Origin of the sequence: Pannonibacter indicus, from assembly GCF_001418225.1 — a bacterium.
In the GTDB taxonomy this organism is placed as follows: domain Bacteria; phylum Pseudomonadota; class Alphaproteobacteria; order Rhizobiales; family Stappiaceae; genus Pannonibacter; species Pannonibacter indicus.
This window is the reverse complement of the sequence record NZ_LIPT01000015.1, coordinates 1-20126: the sequence shown is the minus strand read 5'-3', so window position 1 is coordinate 20126 and position 20126 is coordinate 1. Positions and strand designations below refer to the sequence as shown.

Below are 20126 nucleotides of genomic sequence, written 5' to 3'. Positions count from 1 at the left end.
CGAAAGGGGCGGGACGCGGGTACAGGCACACCCAGTCTGAGCCTATTGAAGGCGTGCCAGATGCATATCCTCGCAAGTCAAACCAGGCGAATTGATGACGGCGGTGATGCCGTGGACCTCGCGCAGGACCCGGCCGATCTCGTGTTCCTGTCGGCGGCCGATACGGAACTCTCGGCTTTCGCCGCCGCGCATGCCTTCCTTGGCGGGGATGTGTCACTGCGGCTTGCCAGCATTCTGGCGCTGTCTCATCCCTATTCCGTCGATCTTTATGCGGAAAAGACGCTGGCCGGTTCAAAGCTTGTTGTGCTGCGGCTGCTGGGCGGAGCGGGCTACTGGTCCTATGGGCTGGACCGGCTGCGGGAGGAAGTCAACCGCAGCGGGTTGCAGCTGGCTGTCTTTGCAGGCTGCGACAAGTGGGATGAGGATCTGGCCGCTCTCTCCACCGTGCCGGTGGACGCCGTGCGGCGGCTGTGGCGCTACTGCATTGAAGGTGGCGCAGAAAATTACCGCAATGCCTTGAGGTTTTGCGCTCATCTCATTGGCAAGGATCAGGAGCCGCCCCTGCCTGCGCCCTTGCCGCGTGCGGGCATCTTCCTGCCCGGCCACACCGCACCGGGGCTCGATGATCTGACGGCCCGCTTCGCAGATCCGGCAAGGCCGGTGGCGGCGCTGGTCTTCTACCGGGCGCTGGTGCAGGCGGGCGAGACGGCGCCTGCCGAGGCGCTCTGCCGTCATCTGGAGGGGCAGGGGCTTAACGTGCTCCCCGTCTTCGTGGCCTCGCTGAAGGATGCGGAATCGGCTGCCGTGCTGTCGGCCCTGTTCGAGGCGCTGCCGCCGGCGGTGGTGCTGAATGCGACGGCCTTTGCCGTTTCCAGCGGCGGACGCGTGCATCAGCCGTCACCGCTGGATGCGCCGGGCCGCCCGGTGCTGCAGGTGGTCTTCTCCTCCTCCTCGCGGGCGGGCTGGGCCGAAAGCACGCAAGGGCTCTCCGTGCGCGATCTGGCCATGCATGTGGTTCTGCCGGAGCTGGACGGGCGGCTGATGACGCGGGCGGTCTCGTTCAAGGAAGAAGGCATCCTTGATCCCGCCACCCAGTTCCGCCCCGTGCTCTTCAGGCCCGAAGAAAGCCGCATGGCCTTTGTGGCCGCTCTTGCGGCAAACTGGGCGAAGCTGGGCGGCAAGCCCGCTGCCGCGCGCAAGGTGGCGCTGGTGCTGGCGAATTATCCCGACAGCGGCGGCCGCATTGCCAATGGGGTGGGGCTGGATACGCCTGCCTCCTGCGCTGCCCTGATCGCGGATCTGCGGGACGCAGGCTATGACGTCCCGGTTGATGCACCGGTTACTTCCGAAACGCTGATGGCCCATCTGACGGCGGGCGTGACCAATGATATCCATGGGCGGGCCGGGCGCCGGGTGGATGTGCGCTTTGCGCTTGCGGATTACCGCAGGGCTTTTGCGTCCTTGCCGGAGGCGGTGCAGGCGCAGGTGACGGCGCGCTGGGGCGGTCCGGAAGATGACCCTGCCGTGCGCGATGGCGCCTTCGAGCTGCCGCTGACCCGGTTTGGCAGGGTCTATGCCGGCATTCAGCCCGCGCGCGGCTATAACATCGACCCCAAGGCGACCTATCACGATCCGGATCTGGTGCCGCCGCACAACTACTTTGCCTTCTATATCTGGCTGCGCGAGGTGGCCGGTATCGATGCCGTCGTCCATCTCGGCAAGCACGGCAATCTGGAATGGCTGCCGGGCAAGGCGCTGGCCCTGTCCGAAGAATGCTACCCGGAGGCCGTGCTGGGTCCGGTGCCGAACGTTTATCCTTTCATTGTCAATGATCCGGGTGAGGGCATGCAGGCCAAGCGCCGGGCCTCTGCCGTAATTGTTGATCATCTGACACCGCCGCTGACGCGGGCTGAAAATTATGGCGTTGCCAATGAAATGGAAAATCTGCTCGATGAATATTACCTCGCCAGCGGCGTCGATCCGCGCCGGCAGAAAGTGCTGACGCGGGACATTCTGGAGCTTGCTTCCGTTCATGGGCTTGATGCGGATATCGGCCTGACGCCGGACATGTGCGAGACGACCCGGCTGGCACGGCTTGATGCGCATTTGTGTGACCTCAAGGAATTGCAGATCCGCGACGGGCTGCATGTGCTGGGTGAAAGCCCGCAGGGGCGGCTGCTGCATGATCTGCTGGTGGCGCTGGTGCGCGTGCCGCGTGGAAGCAGGCCTCAGGATGAAAGCCTGATCCGGGCGCTGGCGCGTGATCTGCTCGCCGATGCGCCAGACTTCGATCCGCTGTCCTGCGATTTTTCCGCCCCCTGGACTGGGCCGAAGCCGGAGCTTCTGGCGGGCATGTCCGATGCTCTGTGGCGCTCTTGTGGTGACACGGTGGAGCGGCTGGAGCTGCTGGCCGTGAAGCTTGTCTCCAGGGAAATGAAATGTCCGGAGCTGACTGCAACAGCTTCTGTTCTTCAGGAGATTGAGTCCACATTGAGACCTGCCATAGCGGCCTCCGGAGCTGCGGAAACGGCGGCGGTTCTGGCGGCGCTGGATGGCCGTTTCGTGCCGCCGGGGCCGTCCGGTGCGCCGACGCGGGGCCGGCCGGATGTGCTGCCGACGGGCCGGAATTTCTATTCGGTCGATGTGCGAGCGGTGCCGACCGAGATTGCCTGGCGGCTGGGTCAGGCCTCGGCGGCGGAAGTGGCGCTGCGCTATTTTCAGGATGAGGGCGAGTGGCCGAAGGCACTGGTGCTGACCTGCTGGGGCACGGCCAACATGCGTACCGGCGGCGATGACATTGCGCAGGCGCTGGCGCTGATCGGCGCAAGGCCGGTCTGGGAGCCGGGCTCCGGGCGCGTAACCGGTTTCGAGATCATGCCCCTGTCGGAGCTGCGCCGTCCGCGCATCGACGTGACGCTGCGCATCTCCGGCTTCTTCCGCGATGCCTTCCCGCACCAGATGGACCTGTTCACCAGCGCCGTGCGGGCGGTGGCTGCACTTGATGAGCCAGAAAGCGCCAATCCGATCGCGGCGCGGGTGCGGGCCGAACGGGCGGAACTGCAGGCCAGGGGGCTGGCGCAGGATGATGCCTTTGCCGAAGCTTCCATCCGTGTGTTCGGCTCCATGCCGGGCGCCTATGGCGCTGGTCTTCAGGCGCTGATGGATGAGGGCATCTGGGAGGGGCGGGAGGATTTCGCCGAGGCCTTTCTCGCCTGGGGCTCCTATGCCTATGGCGGCGGGGCGAAAGGCGAGGTGCTGCGCGAGCGCTTCGAGACGCGCCTGCGCGGCGTCGACCTGGTGCTGCACAATCAGGACAACCGGGAGCATGATTTGCTCGACAGCGACGATTACTACCAGTTCGAGGGAGGCCTTGCGGCAACGGTTGAGGCGCTGACGGGGGAGGCGCCCGTCAGCTATCACACCGATCATTCGCGGCCCGAACGGCCCGTGGTGCGGGCGCTGTCAGAGGAGATTTCCCGCGTGGTGCGGGGCCGGGCGGCTAACCCGAAGTGGATCGCCGGGGTCATGCGCCACGGCTACAAGGGCGCCTTCGAGATTGCCGCGACGCTGGATTATCTCTTTGCTTTCGCCGCGACGACAAGGGCGGTGCGCGAGCATCATTTCGATCAGCTTTACACCGCCTATATCGAGGATGCCGCCGTGCGGGAGTTCCTGGCCCATGCCAATCCCGCCGCCTATAAGGATATTCTCCAGCGCTTTGACGAAGCGATCCGGCGCGGGCTCTGGACGCCGCGCCGCAACTCCGTCCATGCTGGCCTCTCCAGCCAGCTCACATCCCAAGCCATGAGGGCCTGACCGCCGTGACCGAGACCGACACCGAGATTCAGACCGAAGAAGACCTGAACGCCCGCCATGCGGAGAAGATGCGCAAGAAGAAGGCGGCGCGCGACAAGATCATGGCCACCAAGACCATCGAGAAGGGTCTGACCATCGTCCACACCGGCAAGGGCAAGGGCAAGTCCACCGCAGGCTTCGGCATGGTGTTCCGCTCCCTCGGTCATGGCCACCGGGTTGGTGTGGTGCAGTTCGTCAAGGGCCGCCTCGACACGGGCGAAACCCATGCGCTGGAGCGCTTCGCCGATCTCGTCACCGTCAAGCGCATGGGCGAGGGGTTCACCTGGGAAACGCAGGACCGCCAGCGCGACATCGCCGCGGCACAGGAAGCCTGGGATGCAGCCAAGGAGATGATCACCAGCGGTGACTACCGGATGGTGCTCTGCGACGAGCTGAACATCGTGCTGCGCTACGATTATCTCGACATTGCCGAGGTGGTGGCGTTTCTGAAAGATGAGAAGCCGGAGGACGTGCATGTCGTCATCACCGGCCGCAACGCCAAGGATGAGCTGATCGAGGTGGCCGATCTCGTCACCGAGATGGAACAGGTGAAACACCCCTTCCGCTCCGGCGTGAAGCCGCAGGCGGGGGTGGAATACTGATGGCGCAGGCGGGCATCCGCAAGCCCGCCCTGATGGTGCAGGGCACGGGATCGAATGTGGGCAAGAGCCTGATCGTCGCGGGTCTGTGCCGCCACTTTGCCAATCAGGGCCTGAAGGTTGCTCCCTTCAAGCCGCAGAACATGTCGAACAACGCTGCTGTCACCGTTGATGGCGGCGAGATCGGACGGGCACAGGCGTTGCAGGCCATGGCTTGCCGGATGCCGGCCACCGTGCACATGAACCCGGTGCTGCTGAAGCCGGAGACGGATACGGGCGCGCAGGTGATCGTGCAGGGCCGCCGCTTCGGCACCATGCGGGCGCGCGAATATGGTTCGCGCAAGGCCGAGCTGCTGCCGAAGGTGCTTGAAAGTTTCGCTCTTCTGTCTGTAGAGGCGGATCTGGTGCTGGTGGAAGGGGCAGGCAGCCCGGCGGAGATCAATCTGCGCCAGGGCGACATTGCCAACATGGGCTTTGCGCAAGCCGCTGACCTGCCGGTGCTTCTGTGCGGGGATATCGACCGGGGCGGGGTGATTGCCGCGCTGGTCGGCACCCATGCCGTGCTGGAGCCGGAGGAGCAGGCCCGTATCCGCGCCTTTTTCATCAACCGCTTCCGGGGTGATCCGTCGCTGTTCGATGATGGCCTTGCAGAGATTGTCCGCCGCACGGGCTGGGCCTCAGCCGGGGTGGTGCCGTGGTTTGCAAAGGCCGGGCTGCTGCCGGCCGAAGACGCGCTGGGTCTTGAGGATGGGCTTGGCAACGGGCCGGTGAAGATCGCAGTGCCGGTTCTCGCCCGTATCGCCAATTTCGATGATCTCGATCCGCTGCGGCAGGAGCCGGGGGTGACGCTGGTGCTGGTGCAGCCCGGCCAGCCGCTGCCGGGCGATGCGGATGTGGTGCTGCTGCCCGGCACCAAATCCACCATGGGGGATCTGGCTTTCCTGCGGGCGCAGGGCTGGGACATCGACCTTGCCGCCCATCACCGGCGCGGCGGGCGGATCATCGGCCTGTGTGGCGGCTATCAGATGCTGGGGCGCACCATTGCCGATCCGGATGGGATCGAGGGGCGGGCGGGCACGGTTGAGGGGCTTGGCTTTCTCGATGTGCATACCGTGCTGACGGCGGACAAGAAGCTGCGCGAGGCGCAGGGCACCTTCCTGCCTGCACAGGTTCCCATCTCCGGCTATGAGATCCACCTTGGCGAAACGTTGGGCCCGGATTGTGCAAGGCCGGTTCTGAGCCTGCGGGACAGTGCAGGCAGCTTGCGGCACGATGGGGCGCAGAGCGCCGATGGCCGGGTGCTGGGCACCTATCTGCACGGGCTTTTCACGGGAGACGCCTTCCGCGCCGCCTGGCTGTCAGGCCTCGGGGCGGCAGCGGAAGTCTCCTACACGGCGTCCATTGACGCAGTGCTGGATGAACTGGCCGGGCATCTGGCCCGCCACATGGACATGGGCCTGATCCTGAGCCTTGCCCGGTCACGGGTGTGAAGGCAGATCAGTCATCCCAGCCGAAGCGGTTATTGAAGGCCGGTTCCTGGCATTTGTAGGCCACCGGGCACTGCGGTGTGTCGCGCGTGGCTGCGGTCACGGGCACCGCCTCTTCCCAGCGGTCGCAATAGGAGTGATTGGCGACGAAACGGTCATAGGTGTAAGGCCCGGTGGTGAAGACCACGGCACCATTGCGCAGCACGGTCTGCTGAGCCTCGGCGCAGGTCATCTGCCGCAGGTCGGGCCTGGCTTCCGCAACGCTCGTGCCAACCGCAATGATTGTCAGCGCAAGGGCGGCATGCCGCATGAATCCAGACATCATCATCTCCTTAAAGAGGCGCCCGGTCTTTCTGCTCCCTCAAGGAAGCGGCAAGTCCGGGGAAACACCTGCCGGTTCGAAATATAACGGCGCGGAGGAACCTAGGTTCCAGCGGAGGGACGGCAAGGGCGGGGCGGCCTGAACCCGTTAACGATTGCGTGTGCGCTCCAGTTCGACACTGGCGCGCCCTTGCGCAATGGGAAGAGGCGCGCCCGGCTTGTGAACCCGCACCCGCACCTTTTCGATCCGGCTGTCGGCCGCCAGAACCGCCTCGATGATGGCCCCGGCGAGGCGCTCGATGAGATTGAAGCGGTTGTTCAGCACCACGCCTTCGATGGTCCTCACCAGCATGCCATAGCAGACCGTCAGGGCATACTCGTCTTCGCGGCTGGCGGGCCCGAGATCGAGCCAGCAGCTCATGTCGACGATGAATCTCTGGCCAAGCCGGATCTCCTCCTCGTAAAGCCCGTGATAGGCGTAGAAGGCAAGATCTTCGAGGTGAATGGCATCCATGGAGGGCTCACAGGCTGGTGCCGCAGCAGATAAGGGCGGCAGGCCAGCGGGTGATAGGCGATTGGCGGGGGAAAATCCAGCGCCGGGCTTTGAGGCCGCAGATGCCTGCTGGCAGGCAATGCTGCGGCGGCTCATCCTTTGGTGATATTGCGCCGCTGTGACAGCCCGCCTAAAACCCGGGGAAGGCTTACAAATATCGCTGGCAAACCGTTCGTCATGCAACGGAGGCAGCCAGTTGGACGCGGGAGCAGGCGAGGCATGTTTTCAAAGATCCTGATCGCAAACCGGGGTGAGATCGCCTGCCGGGTCATCAAGACCGCGAAGCGGATGGGCATCAGGACCGTAGCCGTCTATTCCGACGCCGACCGGGACGCCCTGCATGTGGAAATGGCCGATGAGGCGGTGCATATCGGCCCGGCCGCCGCATCCGAGTCCTATCTGGTCATGGACAAGATCATCGCCGCCTGCAAGCAGACCGGCGCTGAGGCCGTGCATCCGGGCTATGGCTTCCTGTCCGAGCGCGCCGCTTTTCCGTCAGCACTGGCAGCGGAAGGCATTGTCTTCATCGGCCCCAACCCCAAGGCCATCGACGCCATGGGTGACAAGATCGAATCCAAGAAATTCGCCAATGCAGCCAGGGTCAGCACCGTGCCGGGCTATCTGGGGGTGATCGGGTCTCCCGAAGAAGCCGTGCAGATCGCGGAGGAAATCGGCTATCCGGTGATGATCAAGGCCTCCGCCGGTGGCGGCGGCAAGGGCATGCGCATCGCCTGGAACGCCGGTGAAGTGCATGAGGGCTTTGCCCGCTCCAAGTCGGAAGCCGCATCCTCCTTCGGCGATGACCGGGTGTTCATTGAGAAATTCATCCAGAACCCGCGCCATATCGAAATTCAGGTGCTGGGCGACAAGCATGGCAACGTGATCTATCTGGGCGAGCGGGAATGCTCGATCCAGCGCCGCAACCAGAAGGTCATCGAGGAAGCACCGTCGCCGCTCTTGGACGAGGCCACCCGCCGCGCCATGGGCGAGCAGGCGGTGGCCCTTGCCAAGGCCGTGAACTATGACAGCGCTGGCACGGTGGAATTCGTCGCCGGACAGGACAAGAGCTTCTTCTTCCTGGAAATGAACACCCGCCTGCAGGTGGAGCATCCGGTAACGGAACTGATCACCGGCATCGATCTGGTCGAGCAGATGATCCGCGTTGCCGCCGGTGAAAAGCTCTCCATCCGCCAGTCCGATGTAAAGCTGAACGGCTGGGCCGTGGAAAGCCGCATCTATGCGGAAGACCCGTACCGCAATTTCCTGCCCTCCATCGGCCGGCTTGTGCGCTACAGGCCGCCGGAGGAAAAAGTGAGCGATGGGGTGACCGTGCGCAATGACACGGGCGTGGTCGAGGGCTCTGAAATCTCCATGTTCTACGACCCGATGATCGCCAAACTGGTCACCCATGCGCCGGACCGGGCCGGGGCGATCGCGGCCATGTCCGAAGCGCTTGATGCTTTCTACGTGGATGGCATCCAGCACAACGTGCCCTTCCTCACCTCGCTGATGAACCATCCGCGCTGGCGTGCCGGCACTCTCTCCACCGGCTTCATCGCCGAAGAATTTCCGGATGGCTTTGCCCCGGCGGAGCCGGATGCGGCTGCGCTGGAGACGCTGGCCGCCGTAGCACTGACCATGGAAACCCTGCGGCGCGAGCGGCTGGACCATCTGCCGGGCCGCCTGCGCCCGCATTCGGGTGCGGTGCGCGAGGCATGGACCGTCAAGGTCGGCAAGGACTACATCCCCGTGCGCCTCACCGAAGGCTATCCCGGCACGCCCATCGAGATGGATATTGCCGTGGGCGAGGGCGCGCCGGTCACGGTCACTTCCAGCTGGGTGCCGGGGAATGTTTTGTGGAACGGCACGGTGGACGGCAGGCGCGTCACGGTGCAGGTGCGCCCGGTGCGCGGCGGCTACCGGCTCGACTGGCAGGGCTTCTCCGTCATCGCCCGCGTCATGACCCCGCGCACGGCGGAGCTGGATGCGCTGATGCCGGAAAAACTGCCGCCGGACACCTCCCGCCTGCTGCTGTGCCCGATGCCGGGCCTCGTCGTCTCCATCGCCGTCACCGAGGGGCAGGAGGTGAAGGCAGGCGAGCAGCTGGCCATCGTCGAAGCCATGAAGATGGAAAACGTGCTTCGCGCCGAACGGGACTGTGTTATCTCCTCGATCAAGGCCAAGCCGGGCGACAGCCTGGCGGTGGATGCCGTGATCATGGAGTTTGAATGACGCAGTCCTCTGGCGGGATCGATACGGTCCTGTTCGATCTGGACGGGACCCTGACTGATCCTTTTGCCGGGATCACGCGGTCCATCCAGCATGCCCTCGCAGCCCTTGGCGCCGTTGTGCCGCCAGCCGAAGAGCTCGGCTGGTGCATCGGCCCGCCGCTGTGGGACAGTTTCGCGGTGCTTCTCAACAGCAGCGACAAGGAGCTGCTGGACCGGGCCGTAGCGCTCTACCGCGAGCGCTACACGGTCACTGGACTTTACGAGAACGAGCTGATTTCCGGCATTGCGCCGCTGACCCGCAAGCTGTCTGAAGCTGGTTTCTCGCTTTATGTCGCTACCTCCAAACCGCATGCCTATGCAGGCAAGATCGTCGAGCATTTCGGCCTGATGCCGGATTTCATCCGCGTCTATGGCTCGGAGCTGGATGGCACCCGTTCGGCCAAGGCGGAGCTGATCGCCTATCTGCTGGCCGAAGAGGGGCGCGAGGCCGGGCAGTGCGTCATGATCGGCGACCGCAAGCATGACCTGATCGGCGCCAATGCCAACGGGTTGCGCAGCATCGGCGTGCTCTGGGGCTATGGTTCGCGCGAGGAGCTTGAGGCGGAGAAGCCTGCCTTGATCGCCTATGAGCCAGCCGAGATTGGCAGCTGGCTTTCAGTCTGACTGAAAAATCCTGATCTGCCCTCTTGCGTCAACAGGGCAGGCGGGTCTATGCCTTGGCACTGAAGTTCTCGGGGCGGGGTGCAATTCCCCACCGGCGGTATCAGGCAGGCTTGTTTCTGCCCGGAGCCCGCGAGCGCCTCTCCGGCTTGCCGGAGAGGGTCAGCAGATCCGGTGTGATGCCGGAGCCGACGGTATAGTCCGGATGAAAGAGAGCTTGTGCGCCAGCTGGCCCGCCCGCCGCAAACGGGTGCGGCTTGCCATGCGCATGATTGTCCCCGGGGACATGACGACAGCGTCGGAGCGCCGTGCATGTCCGCAAATACCTTTTCCCGTCAGCCGCTTGCGGCCGCCGCCTGCATGGTGGGGGCAGGGGCGTCCTTTGCCATCGTCAATCTGTGCCTGCAGGGCGCGACGATGCTGCACGGGCTGCCCGCCTCCAGCGCGGCTTTCTGGCAGTATTTTGTCGCCTTCCTCTTCGCCCTGCCGCTGGTGCTGCGCGGCGGGTTGAGGCGCTTCACCATGCGCCGCCCCGGTCTGCATGCCCTGCGTGTGGTGCTGGCAGTCGGCGGCGTGCAGGCCTGGGCCTTCGGTCTGGCCAACGTGCCGGTCTGGCAGGCGATTGCGCTGGTGATGACCTCGCCCTTCTTTGTCATCGCCGGAGCGCGGTTGTTTCTGGGCGAAGCCGTCAGTCCGCTGCGCTGGCTGGCAACGCTCACCGGTTTTGCCGGTGGCATGATCCTGCTGGCGCCCTGGTCGGAGGACTTCGTTCTGGCCAGCCTTCTGCCGGTACTGGCGGCTGCCCTGTGGGGCGGGGCCTCGCTTGTCACCAAGCGCCTGACCGGTGAGGAAGAGCCGGAGACGGTGACGCTCTTCCTCCTGATGCTGCTGACGCCCGCCAACGCGCTGATGGCGCTGGCCGATGGCGGCACGGTGCTGCCGCAGGGCTGGGGCATTGGTCTGGCGCTGGGCGCCGGGCTCTTCACCGTCAGCGCCAACTATCTGCTGACGCTGGCCTATGCCCGCGCCGATGCAGCCTTCGTGCAGCCTTTCGATCACCTGAAACTGCCGCTGAACATCCTCGCCGGCTGGCTCGCCTTCGGCTTCGCACCGGAAGGCTACCTCTGGCCCGGTGCGGCCCTTATCCTTGCCGGATCTTTTCTGGTGCTAGCAGATGAAAAGCGTTCAGGCCGGCTGACAACACAGGCGGCCTGAGGGTCTGCATGCTTTAAGCTACGGCCCCCTCCAGCTCCGCAACGCTGCCCGGCTCCATGCCCTTTGCCAGCGCAAAGCCCTCATCCAGCCAGCCGGTGACGCCGCCGATGAGTTCCTTGACGGGCAGGCCGAGCCGGGCGAGGCGGACGGCGGCCTTGTTGGCGCCGTTGCAATGCGGCCCGGCGCAATAGACGACGAAGAGCGAGCCAGCCGGAAACTCCGCCATCCGCCGCTCCGTCATCTTGCCATGCGGCAGGTTGAGCGCGCCCGGCAGATGGCCGCTTTCGTAAAGCGCCGGGCTGCGCACATCCAGAAGCACGAAGTCCTGCTGTCCCGTTGCAAGGGCATGATGCACGTCCCAGCAATCGGTCTCAAAACCAAGCCGCGCCTCGAAATGGGCCAGAGCCTCGGCGGAAGGGGCGGCGGGAAACTGTGTCACGGAACTGGGCATGGTCTCATCCTCGTGTTTCTCCGGCGCGTCTGTCTGCGGCAGGGCCGGGCTGTGATGGGCTGAAGATCGCCGGAAATCCGTTTCATCACCATTGGCCTGAATGCCATTGTCCGGTAGGATCATGCCATGTGATCAAAGAGGGCATTATGGGTGTTCAGGCGCAGGCCATCAGCCGCAAGACAGCCGAGCAGACGCCGCTGGCGGTGGCGCTGGTCTATGAGGGGCTGAGCCTCTTTGAATTCTCCATCTGCACGGAGGTCTTTGCCTCGAAAAAGCCGGAGGTGGAAGGGCCGTGGTACCGCTTCGCCGCAGTCGCGGTGGAGATGGAGACTGTCTCCGCCAGCGGCGGCGTTTCGGTGCGGGTAGATGCACCGCTGAGCCTCATTGATGAGGCGGATATCATTCTCGTGCCCGGCTGGCCGGGGCGGGATCACCGGTTGCCGCCCGGCCTCAAGGACCGGCTTCAGAAAGCACATGCCCGCGGGGCGCGGCTCGTCACCTTCTGCAGCGGTGCATTCCTGCTGGCGGCGGCGGGATTGCTGGACGGCCGCAGGGCGACGACGCACTGGCGCTACATTCCGGACCTGCGCCGGTTGGCGCCTGCCTCTGACATCGCCGAGGACGTGCTGTTCGTGGAAGATGGCACAGTGCTGACGGCGGCAGGATCTGCGGCCGGGATCGACCTTTCCCTGTCACTGGTCCGCCGGGATTTCGGCTGGCAGGCGGCCAATGCGCTGGCCCGCAGTCTTGTGGTTCCGGCGCAGCGGGAGGGCGGGCAGGCGCAATTCGTGCCAAGGCCCGTTGCCCGTTTTCCTCAAGGCTCGCTCGCGCCGCTGCTGGAGCGGATCGAGCGGGAGCTTGATCAGGAGTGGGACTTGCAGCGGATGGCGGAGGCCGCCTGCTGCAGCCTGCGCACCCTCAGCCGCCGCTTCCGCGATGCCACGGGGCTGGCCCCGCTTGACTGGCTGATCCGCGCCCGCATCCGCCATGCCTGCCATCTGCTGGAGGCAGGCAGCGAGAGCATCGATGCTATAGCCGCGCGCTGCGGCTTCGGCGCGCCGGAAACCTTCCGCCTGCATTTCCGCCGGATCATGACCGTCCCCCCATCCCGCTACCGGTCGGAGTTTCAGGGCTCCACCAGTCCAACGTCAGACGAAGCTTCTCAGAACGCCTCGCTGCGCTCCACCAGTTCGCGGCCATAGGCACTGGTCAGGGCGCCCGCCTTCAGGGCAGAGACCGGCGCGAGTTCCTCCAGCTGGCCATGGCGCAGCACACCCAGCCGGTCGCAGAGGAAGGAAACCACCGGCAGATCGTGGGTAACGAGCAGATAGGTGAGGCCGCGTTCCTCGCGCAGGGACTTCAGCAGGTTGAGGATTTCCGCCTGCACTGACACGTCGAGCGCCGAGGTCGGCTCGTCAAGCAGCAGCAGCTCCGGCTCCAGCATCAGGGCGCGGGCGATGGCAACGCGCTGGCGCTGGCCGCCGGAGAGCTGATGCGGCAGGCGGAAGCGGAACTTGCGGGCAAGGCCGACCGCATCCAGCATGGAGAGCACCCGCTGGTCCCGGCCGCCAAGCCCATGGATTGCCAAAGGTTCGCTCAAGGTGTCATCCACCGTCTTGCGCGGATGCAGCGAGCCGTAGGGGTCCTGAAACACCATTTGCACGTGGCGCATCATCGCCTTGGTGCGCTTGTGGCCGAGCGGCAGGCCGCTGAGCGTCAGTGCGCCGGACCAGCTGTCCACCTGTCCGGCCAGCGCCTTCAGGATGGTGGACTTGCCGGAGCCGGATTCCCCCACCAGCGCAAAACTCTCGCCGGTGGCGACGGAAAAGCTGACATCCCGCACCACCGCCGTGGCGCCATAGACAACCGTGAGGCCTTCAACGCCAATCATTTGAGTTTCTCCAGTGCCGTGCGGTCGAGCACGGGCAGGCGCTCGCGGGTCTCGTTGAGGCGGGGCAGGGAAGCGATGAGCCCCTGGGTGTAGGGGTGTTTCGCCTCATGCAGCTTGCCTGCGGCGCATTCCTCGACGATTTCGCCGTTGAACATGACGAGGATTCGGTCGCACCAGTGTGAGACCATGTTGAGGTCGTGGCTGATCAGCATCAGGCCCATGCCCCGGCGGCGGACGAGATCGTCCATGATTTCCAGCACCTGCGCCCGGACGGATACATCCAGCGCCGAGGTCGGCTCGTCGGCAATCATCAGGTCCGGTTCCAGGATCACCATCATGGCGATCATCACCCGCTGGCCCATGCCGCCGGAAACTTCATGCGGATAAAGTGCATAGACCCGCTCCGGATCATTGATCCGCACCGCTTCCAGCGCTTCCAGAACCGTGGCCTTGCGCGCCTTTGCGCTCATCCGCGCATGGAAGGCGAGGGCTTCGCCGATCTGCTCGCCGATGCGCATCACAGGGTTCAGCGAGAACTTCGGGTCCTGCATCACCATGGACATGCGCGCCCCGCGCAGGCGCCGGTATCCGGCCTCACCGGTTTTCGTGAGGTCGATGCCGTCAAACATCATCCGGTCTGCGGTGACGCAGCCCGGATGGCCGATCAGGCCCATGATCGACCGGCCTGTCATCGACTTGCCAGAGCCGGATTCACCCACGATGCCAAGCCGCTCGCGGCCCAGAGAGAAACTGATGCCCTTCACCACCTCCACCTCGCCGCGCTCGGTGGGGAAACGGACCTTGAGGTTCTGAACGTCGAGAAGCGTGCTCATGACCGGTCCCTCATTTCGTGCGCTGGCGCGGATCAAGCACGTCGCGCAGGCCATCGCCGAACAGGCAGAAGCCGAGGCTGACGATAACTATGGCAAAACCGGGCATGGTGGCGACCCACCACTGATCCAGAATGAAGGCCCGCCCGCGGGAAATCATCGCCCCCCATTCGGGCAGCGGCGGCTGCGCCCCAAGGCCGAGGAAGCCGAGGCCGGCGGCCGTCAGGATGATGCCGGCCATGTCCAGCGTGACGCGGACGATGGTGGAGGACATGCACAGCGGCAGGATGTGGCGCAGGATGATGCGGCCATGGCTTGCGCCCTGCATCCGTACGGCGGCGATGAACTCCGCCTTGCGGATGGTCAGCGTTTCAGCGCGGGCAAGGCGGGCGTAGACTGGCCAGGCGGTGATGGCGATGGCGATCACCGCATTCTCGATGCCGGGCCCGAGGGCGGCAACAAAGGCAAGGGCGAGGATCAGCCGGGGCATGGACAGAAAAATATCCGTTAGCCCCATGATGATCCGGTCGGCCAGGCCGCCGAAATAGCCGGAGACGGCGCCGATGATGAGGCCGAGCGGCGCGGAAATGATCGCCACCAGCAGCACGATGAACAGCGTGATGCGGGCGCCATGGATAACGCGGCTGAAGATATCGCGGCCCAGCTCGTCCGTGCCCATCCAGTGCGCGGCGGAGGGGGGCAGCAGACGGTCGGTCAGCTGGCCTTCAATCGGGCTGTAGGGTGCGATCCATGGCGCGAAGGCGGCCGTCAGCAGCAGGGTGAGGATGATCACCAGCCCCACCACCGTCAGCGGATTGCGCAAGAGCGCGCGCAAGGTGCGGTAGGCCTGGCCCAGCTGGGCCTGCAGGCGGGTGGCGGGCGTTTCGTCCAGCAGCCAGTCGCGGGTCGAGTTCATGCGCGGGCCCTCGGATCAAGAAGGAGATAAAGCGCATCAGAAAGCTTGTTGATGCAGATGAAGACGGCACCGATCACCAGCGTTGCACCCAGCACGGCGTTCATGTCGGCATTGAGCAGGGCGTTGGTGAGGTAGTTGCCGATGCCCGGCCAGGAGAACACGGTCTCGATCATCACCGAGCCCTCCAGCAGCCCGGCATAGGACAGGCCGATGACGGTGATCAGCTGCACGCGGATCGGGCGGAAAGCGTGGCGCCAGATCACCACCCGCTCCGGCGCGCCCTTGACGCGGGCGGTGGTGATGAATTCCTGCCCCAGCTGCTCCAGCATGAAGGAGCGGGTCATGCGGGCGATATAGGCGAGGGCGAAGAAGCCGAGGATGGTTGCCGGCAGGATGATGTGGGCGAAGGCGCTTTTGAAGCTGTCTATGTCGCGGCCGATCAGACTGTCGGCCAGCAGCAGCCCGGTGCGCGGCGTCACCATGCCATCAAGGAAGATGTCGATCCGCCCCGGCCCGCCAACCCATTTGAGCTTGGCGTAAAACAGCACGAGGCCGACAAGCCCGAGCCAGAAGGCAGGGACGGCATAGCCGGCAAGGCCGATGACACGGATGATCTGGTCGATGACGCTGCCCTGCCGCGCGGCGGCCCACACACCCAGCGGCACGCCAACGGCAACGCCGATGATGATGCCGAGCGTTGCCATCTCGAAGGTGGCGGGAAACACCCGCGCCAAGTCCTCGATCACCGGATTGGAGGTCGTCACCGCCCGGCCGAGATCGCCCTGCAGCACATCGCCCACATAGCGGACGAACTGGACGGGCAGCGGATCATCGATGCCCATCTGCAGGCGCACCGCATCATAGACTTCCTTCGGTGCCCGGTCGCCCACGACAGCCAGGACCGGATCAATCGGCACGACGCGGCCGATGACAAAGGTGATGGCGAGCAGGCCGAGGAAGGTCAGCGCAATCGTGGCGGCAAACCACAGCAGGGAAGCGAGCCGGGCAGGAAGGGCGCCCCGGCGGCCGGTCAGGGTGGCGTTGCTCACGGCATTTTCCTTGCCAGTTAAACTTCTTTTGACGTAGCAAAATTTTTTTACTAGCGTCAAAGAAATTTTGGAGATCCGTGATGAGCAACGCCCTCAAGGACGCTGAGGAGACGCAGGCCAGCGCAAATGTTGCGCCGACGCCGCACTTTGGCGGCCGTATCCGCGAACTGCGGCGCAAGGGGGATTTGACCCTGCAGCAGCTGGCCGATCAGGCAGGCATCTCCGTCGGTTTCCTGTCGCAGGTGGAGCGCGGCAAGGCAACGCCGTCGCTGGGCACGCTGGCCGCCATTGCCGATGCGCTGGGTGTCGAGATCGACTGGTTCGTGGCGACGCCCCGGCCTGCTGACAGTGTCACGCGGGCGGGGGAGCGCGAACTGTTTTCGCTGGGAGGTGGATCTCTGTCCTATGAGCGCCTCAATACCGTGCTGCCGGGCGGCACGCTGTCCTCGGTCATCGTGCACATCCCGGTCGGCTATGCCTCGGAACAGACATCTCATACGGGCGAGGAACTGATCGTCGTGCTGGAAGGCACGCTGCGCCAGACGCTGGGCGAAGCGGTCTTCACGCTCAACCCCGGAGACAGCCTGCATTTCATGGGCGACACGCCCCATTCCTTCGCCAATGCCGGAGACCGGCCCGTCCGCATCCTGTGGACCGGCAACACGCCCCGGCTCATTGGCCGAACCCCCGAACAGCCGTAGGGGGGCATGCCTGCGGCCAAGACAAACCTGCCTTCCTTCAGGAGAAGACAATGAAGCTTTTCAGAACCGCGTTTGCCGCCGGTCTGTTGTCGCTGACGGCCCTGACCACGCTGACCGCGCTGCCGGCCCAGTCCGCAACACCGGGCACGGCCCTCGTCGTCGCGCAGAACATCGATGACATCGTCACCATCGATCCGGCGACCGCCTATGAGTTTTCCTCCGGCGAATATGTCGTCAACGTCTACAACCAGCTCGTCCATTACGATGCAACGGACACCACGGCGCTGGCGCCGGGCCTTGCCAGCGAATGGGCCATCGACGCAGACAACAAGACCATCGTTTTCACGCTGCGGGATGGCGTGAAGTTCCACTCCGGCAATCCGCTGCGTGGCGAGGATGTGCTGGGCTCGTGGAAGCGCGTGCTGGTGCTCAACAAGGCACCGGCCTTCATTCTTGCCCAGCTCGGCTGGACCCCGGAAAACATCGAAGAGATGGTGACCGTGGACGGCAGCAAGATCACCGTCCGCTATGCCGGTGATTTCTCCCCGCTTTTCGTGCTCAACGTTCTGGCCGCCCGTGTCGCCTCCGTGGTCGACATGGAAACGGTCATGTCGCATCAGGAAAATGATGATCTGGGCAATGCCTGGCTGAACAAGAACTCCGCCGGCACCGGCCCGTTCAAGCTGCGCGCCTACCGGCCTTCCGAAATGCTGTCGCTGGAAGCCAATCCGGATTACTGGGGCGGCGCACCGGCCATGAAGCAGGTCGTCATCCGCCATGTGGCGGAAGCGGCCACCCAGCGCCTGCTGCTGGAATCCGGCGATGTGGATATGGCCAAGAACCTGACACCCGATCAGGTGTCGGGCCTTGAAGGCAAGTCTGACATCAAGGTCGAGACCTATCCGCAGGCCGCCGTTCACTGGATTTCCTTCAACCAGAAGACCGAGGCCCTGACCAACAAGGCGCTGTGGGAGGCTGCCCGCTATCTCGTCGATTATGACGGCATGGCCAGCACTTTCCTGAAGGGCCAGATGATGGTGCATCAGGCCTTCTGGCCGGAAGGCTTCCCCGGCGCGGTCAATGACACGCCGTTCAAGTATGATCTGGAAAAGGCAAAGCAGATCCTCGCTGATGGTGGTGTCACGCTGCCGCTGACGATCCAGCTCGATGTGATCAACTCCAGCCCCTTCACCGACATGGCGCAGGCGCTGCAATCGTCCTTTGCTCCGGCGGGTATCAACTTCGAGATCATCCCTGGCACCGGCGCGCAGGTGATTACCAAGTACCGCGCCCGCACCCATCAGGGCATGCTGCTCTACTGGGGGCCGGATTTCATGGACCCGCATTCCAACGCCAAGGCCTTCGCCTATAACGCGGACAATTCGGACGACAAGTATGCCTCGACGACCACCTGGCGCAATGCCTGGATGCCGCCGCAGGAGATCAACGAGAAGACCATGGCCGCGCTGACCGAAAAGTCGCCGGAAAAGCGCCTCGAAATGTATGCCGAACTGCAGCAGGCCATGCAGGCGGAATCGCCCTACGTCATCATGTTCCAGGCCGTCAAACAGGTCGCCATGAACGGCAAGGTGCAGGGCTACGTCAACGGCGCTACGTCCGATTTCGTCTACTACCGTCTCGTGACCAAGAACTGAGGCAGCCTGCCTGAAAGATATTCCGGAGGGCGGCATGACTGCCCTCCGGGTACCGGAAAAGCCTCTCCATCGTCATCCGGAAGAGAGCGAAGCGGAGATCCGGGGCCGGTGAGCCAAGGCCTGCCGGCTGTATCTCCTTGAAACAACTTCCACCCCGGCTCACCGGTCCCGGATCGCGCGGGCGCGTCCGGATGACGATGGAGGGGCGGGAGGGTTTCACCAGTCACACCACCACCGCTCCTCGATCCTCTCTCATCCCAACGCCCCGGAAGTCCATCATGACCTCATCTCCCGATACCGTCTTTGCCGCCCTGCATGAGGCTGCCCGCACCGCTGTGGGTGCGCGCCTGTTCACGGTGACGGTTCTCGACCGCAAGGCAGGCCTCAGCCGCCGCGCCTATACCTCGCATCCAGCCGAATACCCAACGTCCGGCACCAAGCCGATGCGTTCGGATGGCTGGACCGATCTCGTGCTGGGCGAACAGAAGAGCTTTGTCGCCAACACCACGCCGGAATTTGCGGTTTACTTTTCCGATCACGCCCTCATCAACCAGCTCGGCTGCCATTCGGCCATGAACATTCCCGTGGCGGATGGCGCAATGGTCGTGGGCACGGTCAATATTCTGGATGCTGAAGGGCATTTCACGCCCGAGCGGGTGGCGAAGCTGGAGGCGCTGGTGGAAGAGCACCGCGCTGCTCTGCTGGACGCCATGGCCCGCGTGCCGATGGAGGCGTGAATGGCGCAAGGATCCGCAAAGCCGCAGGCCGCAGAGCGTCTGGCGCGCCTGCGCCGCAAGATGGCAGATACAGGCACCGATCTGGTGGCACTGGCGCCCGGCGCGCATCTGCGCTGGCTGCTGGGCTTTGTCCCGGCAGCGGACGAGCGCGCCTCGCTGTGTCTCATCGGCCAGAAGCAGGCGTGCTTCCTGATGCCGGCCCTCAATGCCGAAGACAGCCGCCAGCACACGGATCTGCCCTTCTTCGAGTGGAAGGACGACACCGGTCCGGACAAGGCCCTGGCCGAAGCTCTGGCTTTTGCCGCGCCCAAGGCCGGCAGTTTTGCGCTGGATGAGACCATGCGTGCCGACCACGCGCTGATGCTGGTGGATGCGCTGCCGCGCGCCACCCGCAGCTTTGCCTCTGCCACCGTAGGCGCACTGCGCATGGTCAAGAGCGCCGAAGAAATCGCGCTCTTGAAGGAAAACGCCAAGATTGCCGACTTTGCCCAGGCCGCTGCCCGTGCGGCCTTGGCCGAAGGCGTGAGCGAGAGCGAACTGGCCAAGGCCGTGCAGGCTGCCTTTGCTGCAAACGGTGCGCAGCCCACCTTTGCCATCCTCGCCATCGGCCCGAACAGCGCCTATCCGCACCATTGATCCACCCCCATTGAACGGGTCCACCTTGAAGTATGGTTTTGACCCTGAAGGAGGACCACAATGGCAAACAAGCGACACAAGCCCGACGAGATCGTCACGAAGCTTCGGCAGGTTGAGGTTTTGCGCGGCCAAGGCATGGCGATGGCGGATGCCGTTCGCCAGATCGGCGTTTCCGAGCTGACGTTCTACCGGTGGCGTAAGCAATATGGCGGCATGAGCCGTGACCAGCTTCGGCAGTTGAAGGATCTCCAGAAGGAGAACGAACGGCTTCGCAAGGCGGTGGCGGATCTGACGCTGGACAAGCTGATCCTGACGGAGGCTGCGCGGGGAAACTTCTGA

At 64.5% G+C, this 20126-nt stretch carries 18 protein-coding genes, 1 pseudogene and 1 riboswitch; of the genes and pseudogenes, 12 read left to right on the top strand and 7 right to left on the bottom strand.

Going from position 1 to position 20126, the window contains the following annotated elements; translation table 11 throughout:
- The first annotated feature begins 60 nt into the window (after positions 1–60).
- The 3 genes from cobN to ASC48_RS16515 are packed head-to-tail and all read left to right on the top strand — an operon-like array spanning position 61 to position 5944.
- On the top strand, positions 61–3816 hold the full coding sequence (gene cobN / locus ASC48_RS16525) for a cobaltochelatase subunit CobN (protein WP_055456823.1): 3756 nt from the start codon (positions 61–63) through the stop codon (positions 3814–3816).
- A gap of 5 nt (positions 3817–3821) precedes the next feature.
- Complete coding sequence (gene cobO, locus ASC48_RS16520; RefSeq protein ID WP_055456822.1) at positions 3822–4457, top strand: cob(I)yrinic acid a,c-diamide adenosyltransferase; 636 nt, start codon at positions 3822–3824, stop codon at positions 4455–4457.
- Positions 4457–5944, top strand: coding sequence for a cobyric acid synthase (locus tag ASC48_RS16515; RefSeq protein ID WP_055456821.1), 1488 nt, complete (start codon positions 4457–4459; stop codon positions 5942–5944). The genes cobO and ASC48_RS16515 overlap by 1 nt, the downstream gene beginning before the upstream one ends.
- Before the next feature lie 7 nt (positions 5945–5951).
- On the opposite strand, the gene ASC48_RS16510 is transcribed toward ASC48_RS16515, so the two are convergent.
- Positions 5952–6263: a hypothetical protein gene (locus ASC48_RS16510; RefSeq protein ID WP_244270088.1), complete on the bottom strand. Its 312-nt coding sequence runs from the start codon at positions 6261–6263 to the stop codon at positions 5952–5954.
- A 147-nt stretch (positions 6264–6410) separates the two neighbouring features.
- Positions 6411–6776, bottom strand: coding sequence for a dihydroneopterin aldolase (gene folB, locus ASC48_RS16505; protein WP_055456819.1), 366 nt, complete (start codon positions 6774–6776; stop codon positions 6411–6413).
- A gap of 258 nt (positions 6777–7034) precedes the next feature.
- On the opposite strand from folB, the gene ASC48_RS16500 reads away from it, so the two are divergent.
- From ASC48_RS16500 to ASC48_RS16490, 3 genes are all read left to right on the top strand, one after another.
- Positions 7035–9047 carry an acetyl-CoA carboxylase biotin carboxylase subunit gene (locus ASC48_RS16500; protein WP_055456818.1) on the top strand — a complete coding sequence of 671 codons (2013 nt, stop codon included), beginning with the start codon at positions 7035–7037 and terminating at the stop codon, positions 9045–9047.
- A complete protein-coding gene (locus tag ASC48_RS16495) occupies positions 9044–9709 on the top strand; it encodes an HAD hydrolase-like protein (RefSeq protein ID WP_055456817.1) in 666 nt (221 codons plus the stop codon). Before ASC48_RS16500 ends, ASC48_RS16495 begins: the two co-directional genes overlap by 4 nt.
- Positions 9710–9769: 60 nt before the next feature.
- Positions 9770–9927, top strand: a riboswitch (FMN riboswitch).
- Between the two features lie 91 nt (positions 9928–10018).
- Positions 10019–10921: a DMT family transporter gene (locus ASC48_RS16490; protein ID WP_055456816.1), complete on the top strand. Its 903-nt coding sequence runs from the start codon at positions 10019–10021 to the stop codon at positions 10919–10921.
- A 13-nt stretch (positions 10922–10934) separates the two neighbouring features.
- Here ASC48_RS16490 and ASC48_RS16485 read toward each other — a convergent pair whose 3' ends face one another.
- The gene (locus ASC48_RS16485) at positions 10935–11372 is read right to left on the bottom strand and encodes a rhodanese-like domain-containing protein (protein ID WP_055456862.1); all 438 of its coding nucleotides are present in this window, start codon (positions 11370–11372) and stop codon (positions 10935–10937) included.
- A gap of 146 nt (positions 11373–11518) precedes the next feature.
- On the opposite strand from ASC48_RS16485, the gene ASC48_RS16480 reads away from it, so the two are divergent.
- Positions 11519–12574 (top strand): helix-turn-helix domain-containing protein, encoded by a 1056-nt coding sequence (locus tag ASC48_RS16480; RefSeq protein ID WP_082440169.1) that lies wholly within the window; start codon positions 11519–11521, stop codon positions 12572–12574.
- Here the strand turns inward: ASC48_RS16480 and ASC48_RS16475 are convergent.
- Genes ASC48_RS16475 through ASC48_RS16460 form a run of 4 tightly spaced genes read right to left on the bottom strand, consistent with a single transcriptional unit; the run spans position 12535 to position 16058 of the window.
- A complete protein-coding gene (locus tag ASC48_RS16475; RefSeq protein ID WP_055456815.1) occupies positions 12535–13263 on the bottom strand; it encodes an ABC transporter ATP-binding protein in 729 nt (242 codons plus the stop codon). The genes ASC48_RS16480 and ASC48_RS16475 overlap by 40 nt on opposite strands.
- The gene (locus tag ASC48_RS16470) at positions 13260–14096 is read right to left on the bottom strand and encodes an ABC transporter ATP-binding protein (protein WP_055456814.1); all 837 of its coding nucleotides are present in this window, start codon (positions 14094–14096) and stop codon (positions 13260–13262) included. Before ASC48_RS16470 ends, ASC48_RS16475 begins: the two co-directional genes overlap by 4 nt.
- Positions 14097–14106: 10 nt before the next feature.
- Entirely contained in the window at positions 14107–15009 is a 903-nt protein-coding gene (locus ASC48_RS16465; RefSeq protein WP_055456813.1) for an ABC transporter permease, read from the bottom strand.
- Positions 15006–16058, bottom strand: a complete 1053-nt coding sequence (locus ASC48_RS16460; RefSeq protein WP_055456812.1) for an ABC transporter permease — start codon at positions 16056–16058, stop codon at positions 15006–15008. The genes ASC48_RS16465 and ASC48_RS16460 overlap by 4 nt, the downstream gene beginning before the upstream one ends.
- An 80-nt stretch (positions 16059–16138) precedes the next feature.
- On the opposite strand from ASC48_RS16460, the gene ASC48_RS16455 reads away from it, so the two are divergent.
- The 5 genes and pseudogenes from ASC48_RS16455 to ASC48_RS16435 form a co-directional block, all read left to right on the top strand.
- Positions 16139–16759, top strand: a complete 621-nt coding sequence (locus tag ASC48_RS16455; RefSeq protein ID WP_055456811.1) for a helix-turn-helix domain-containing protein — start codon at positions 16139–16141, stop codon at positions 16757–16759.
- Positions 16760–16809: 50 nt separating this feature from the next.
- Positions 16810–18414 (top strand): ABC transporter substrate-binding protein, encoded by a 1605-nt coding sequence (locus ASC48_RS16450; protein WP_055456810.1) that lies wholly within the window; start codon positions 16810–16812, stop codon positions 18412–18414.
- 278 nt (positions 18415–18692) lie between these two features.
- Complete coding sequence (locus ASC48_RS16445; protein WP_055456809.1) at positions 18693–19151, top strand: GAF domain-containing protein; 459 nt, start codon at positions 18693–18695, stop codon at positions 19149–19151.
- A complete protein-coding gene (locus ASC48_RS16440; protein WP_055456808.1) occupies positions 19152–19787 on the top strand; it encodes an aminopeptidase P family N-terminal domain-containing protein in 636 nt (211 codons plus the stop codon).
- A 60-nt stretch (positions 19788–19847) separates the two neighbouring features.
- Positions 19848–20117: pseudogene (locus ASC48_RS16435) on the top strand (transposase); the annotation flags it as partial.
- Positions 20118–20126: the final 9 nt, after the last annotated feature.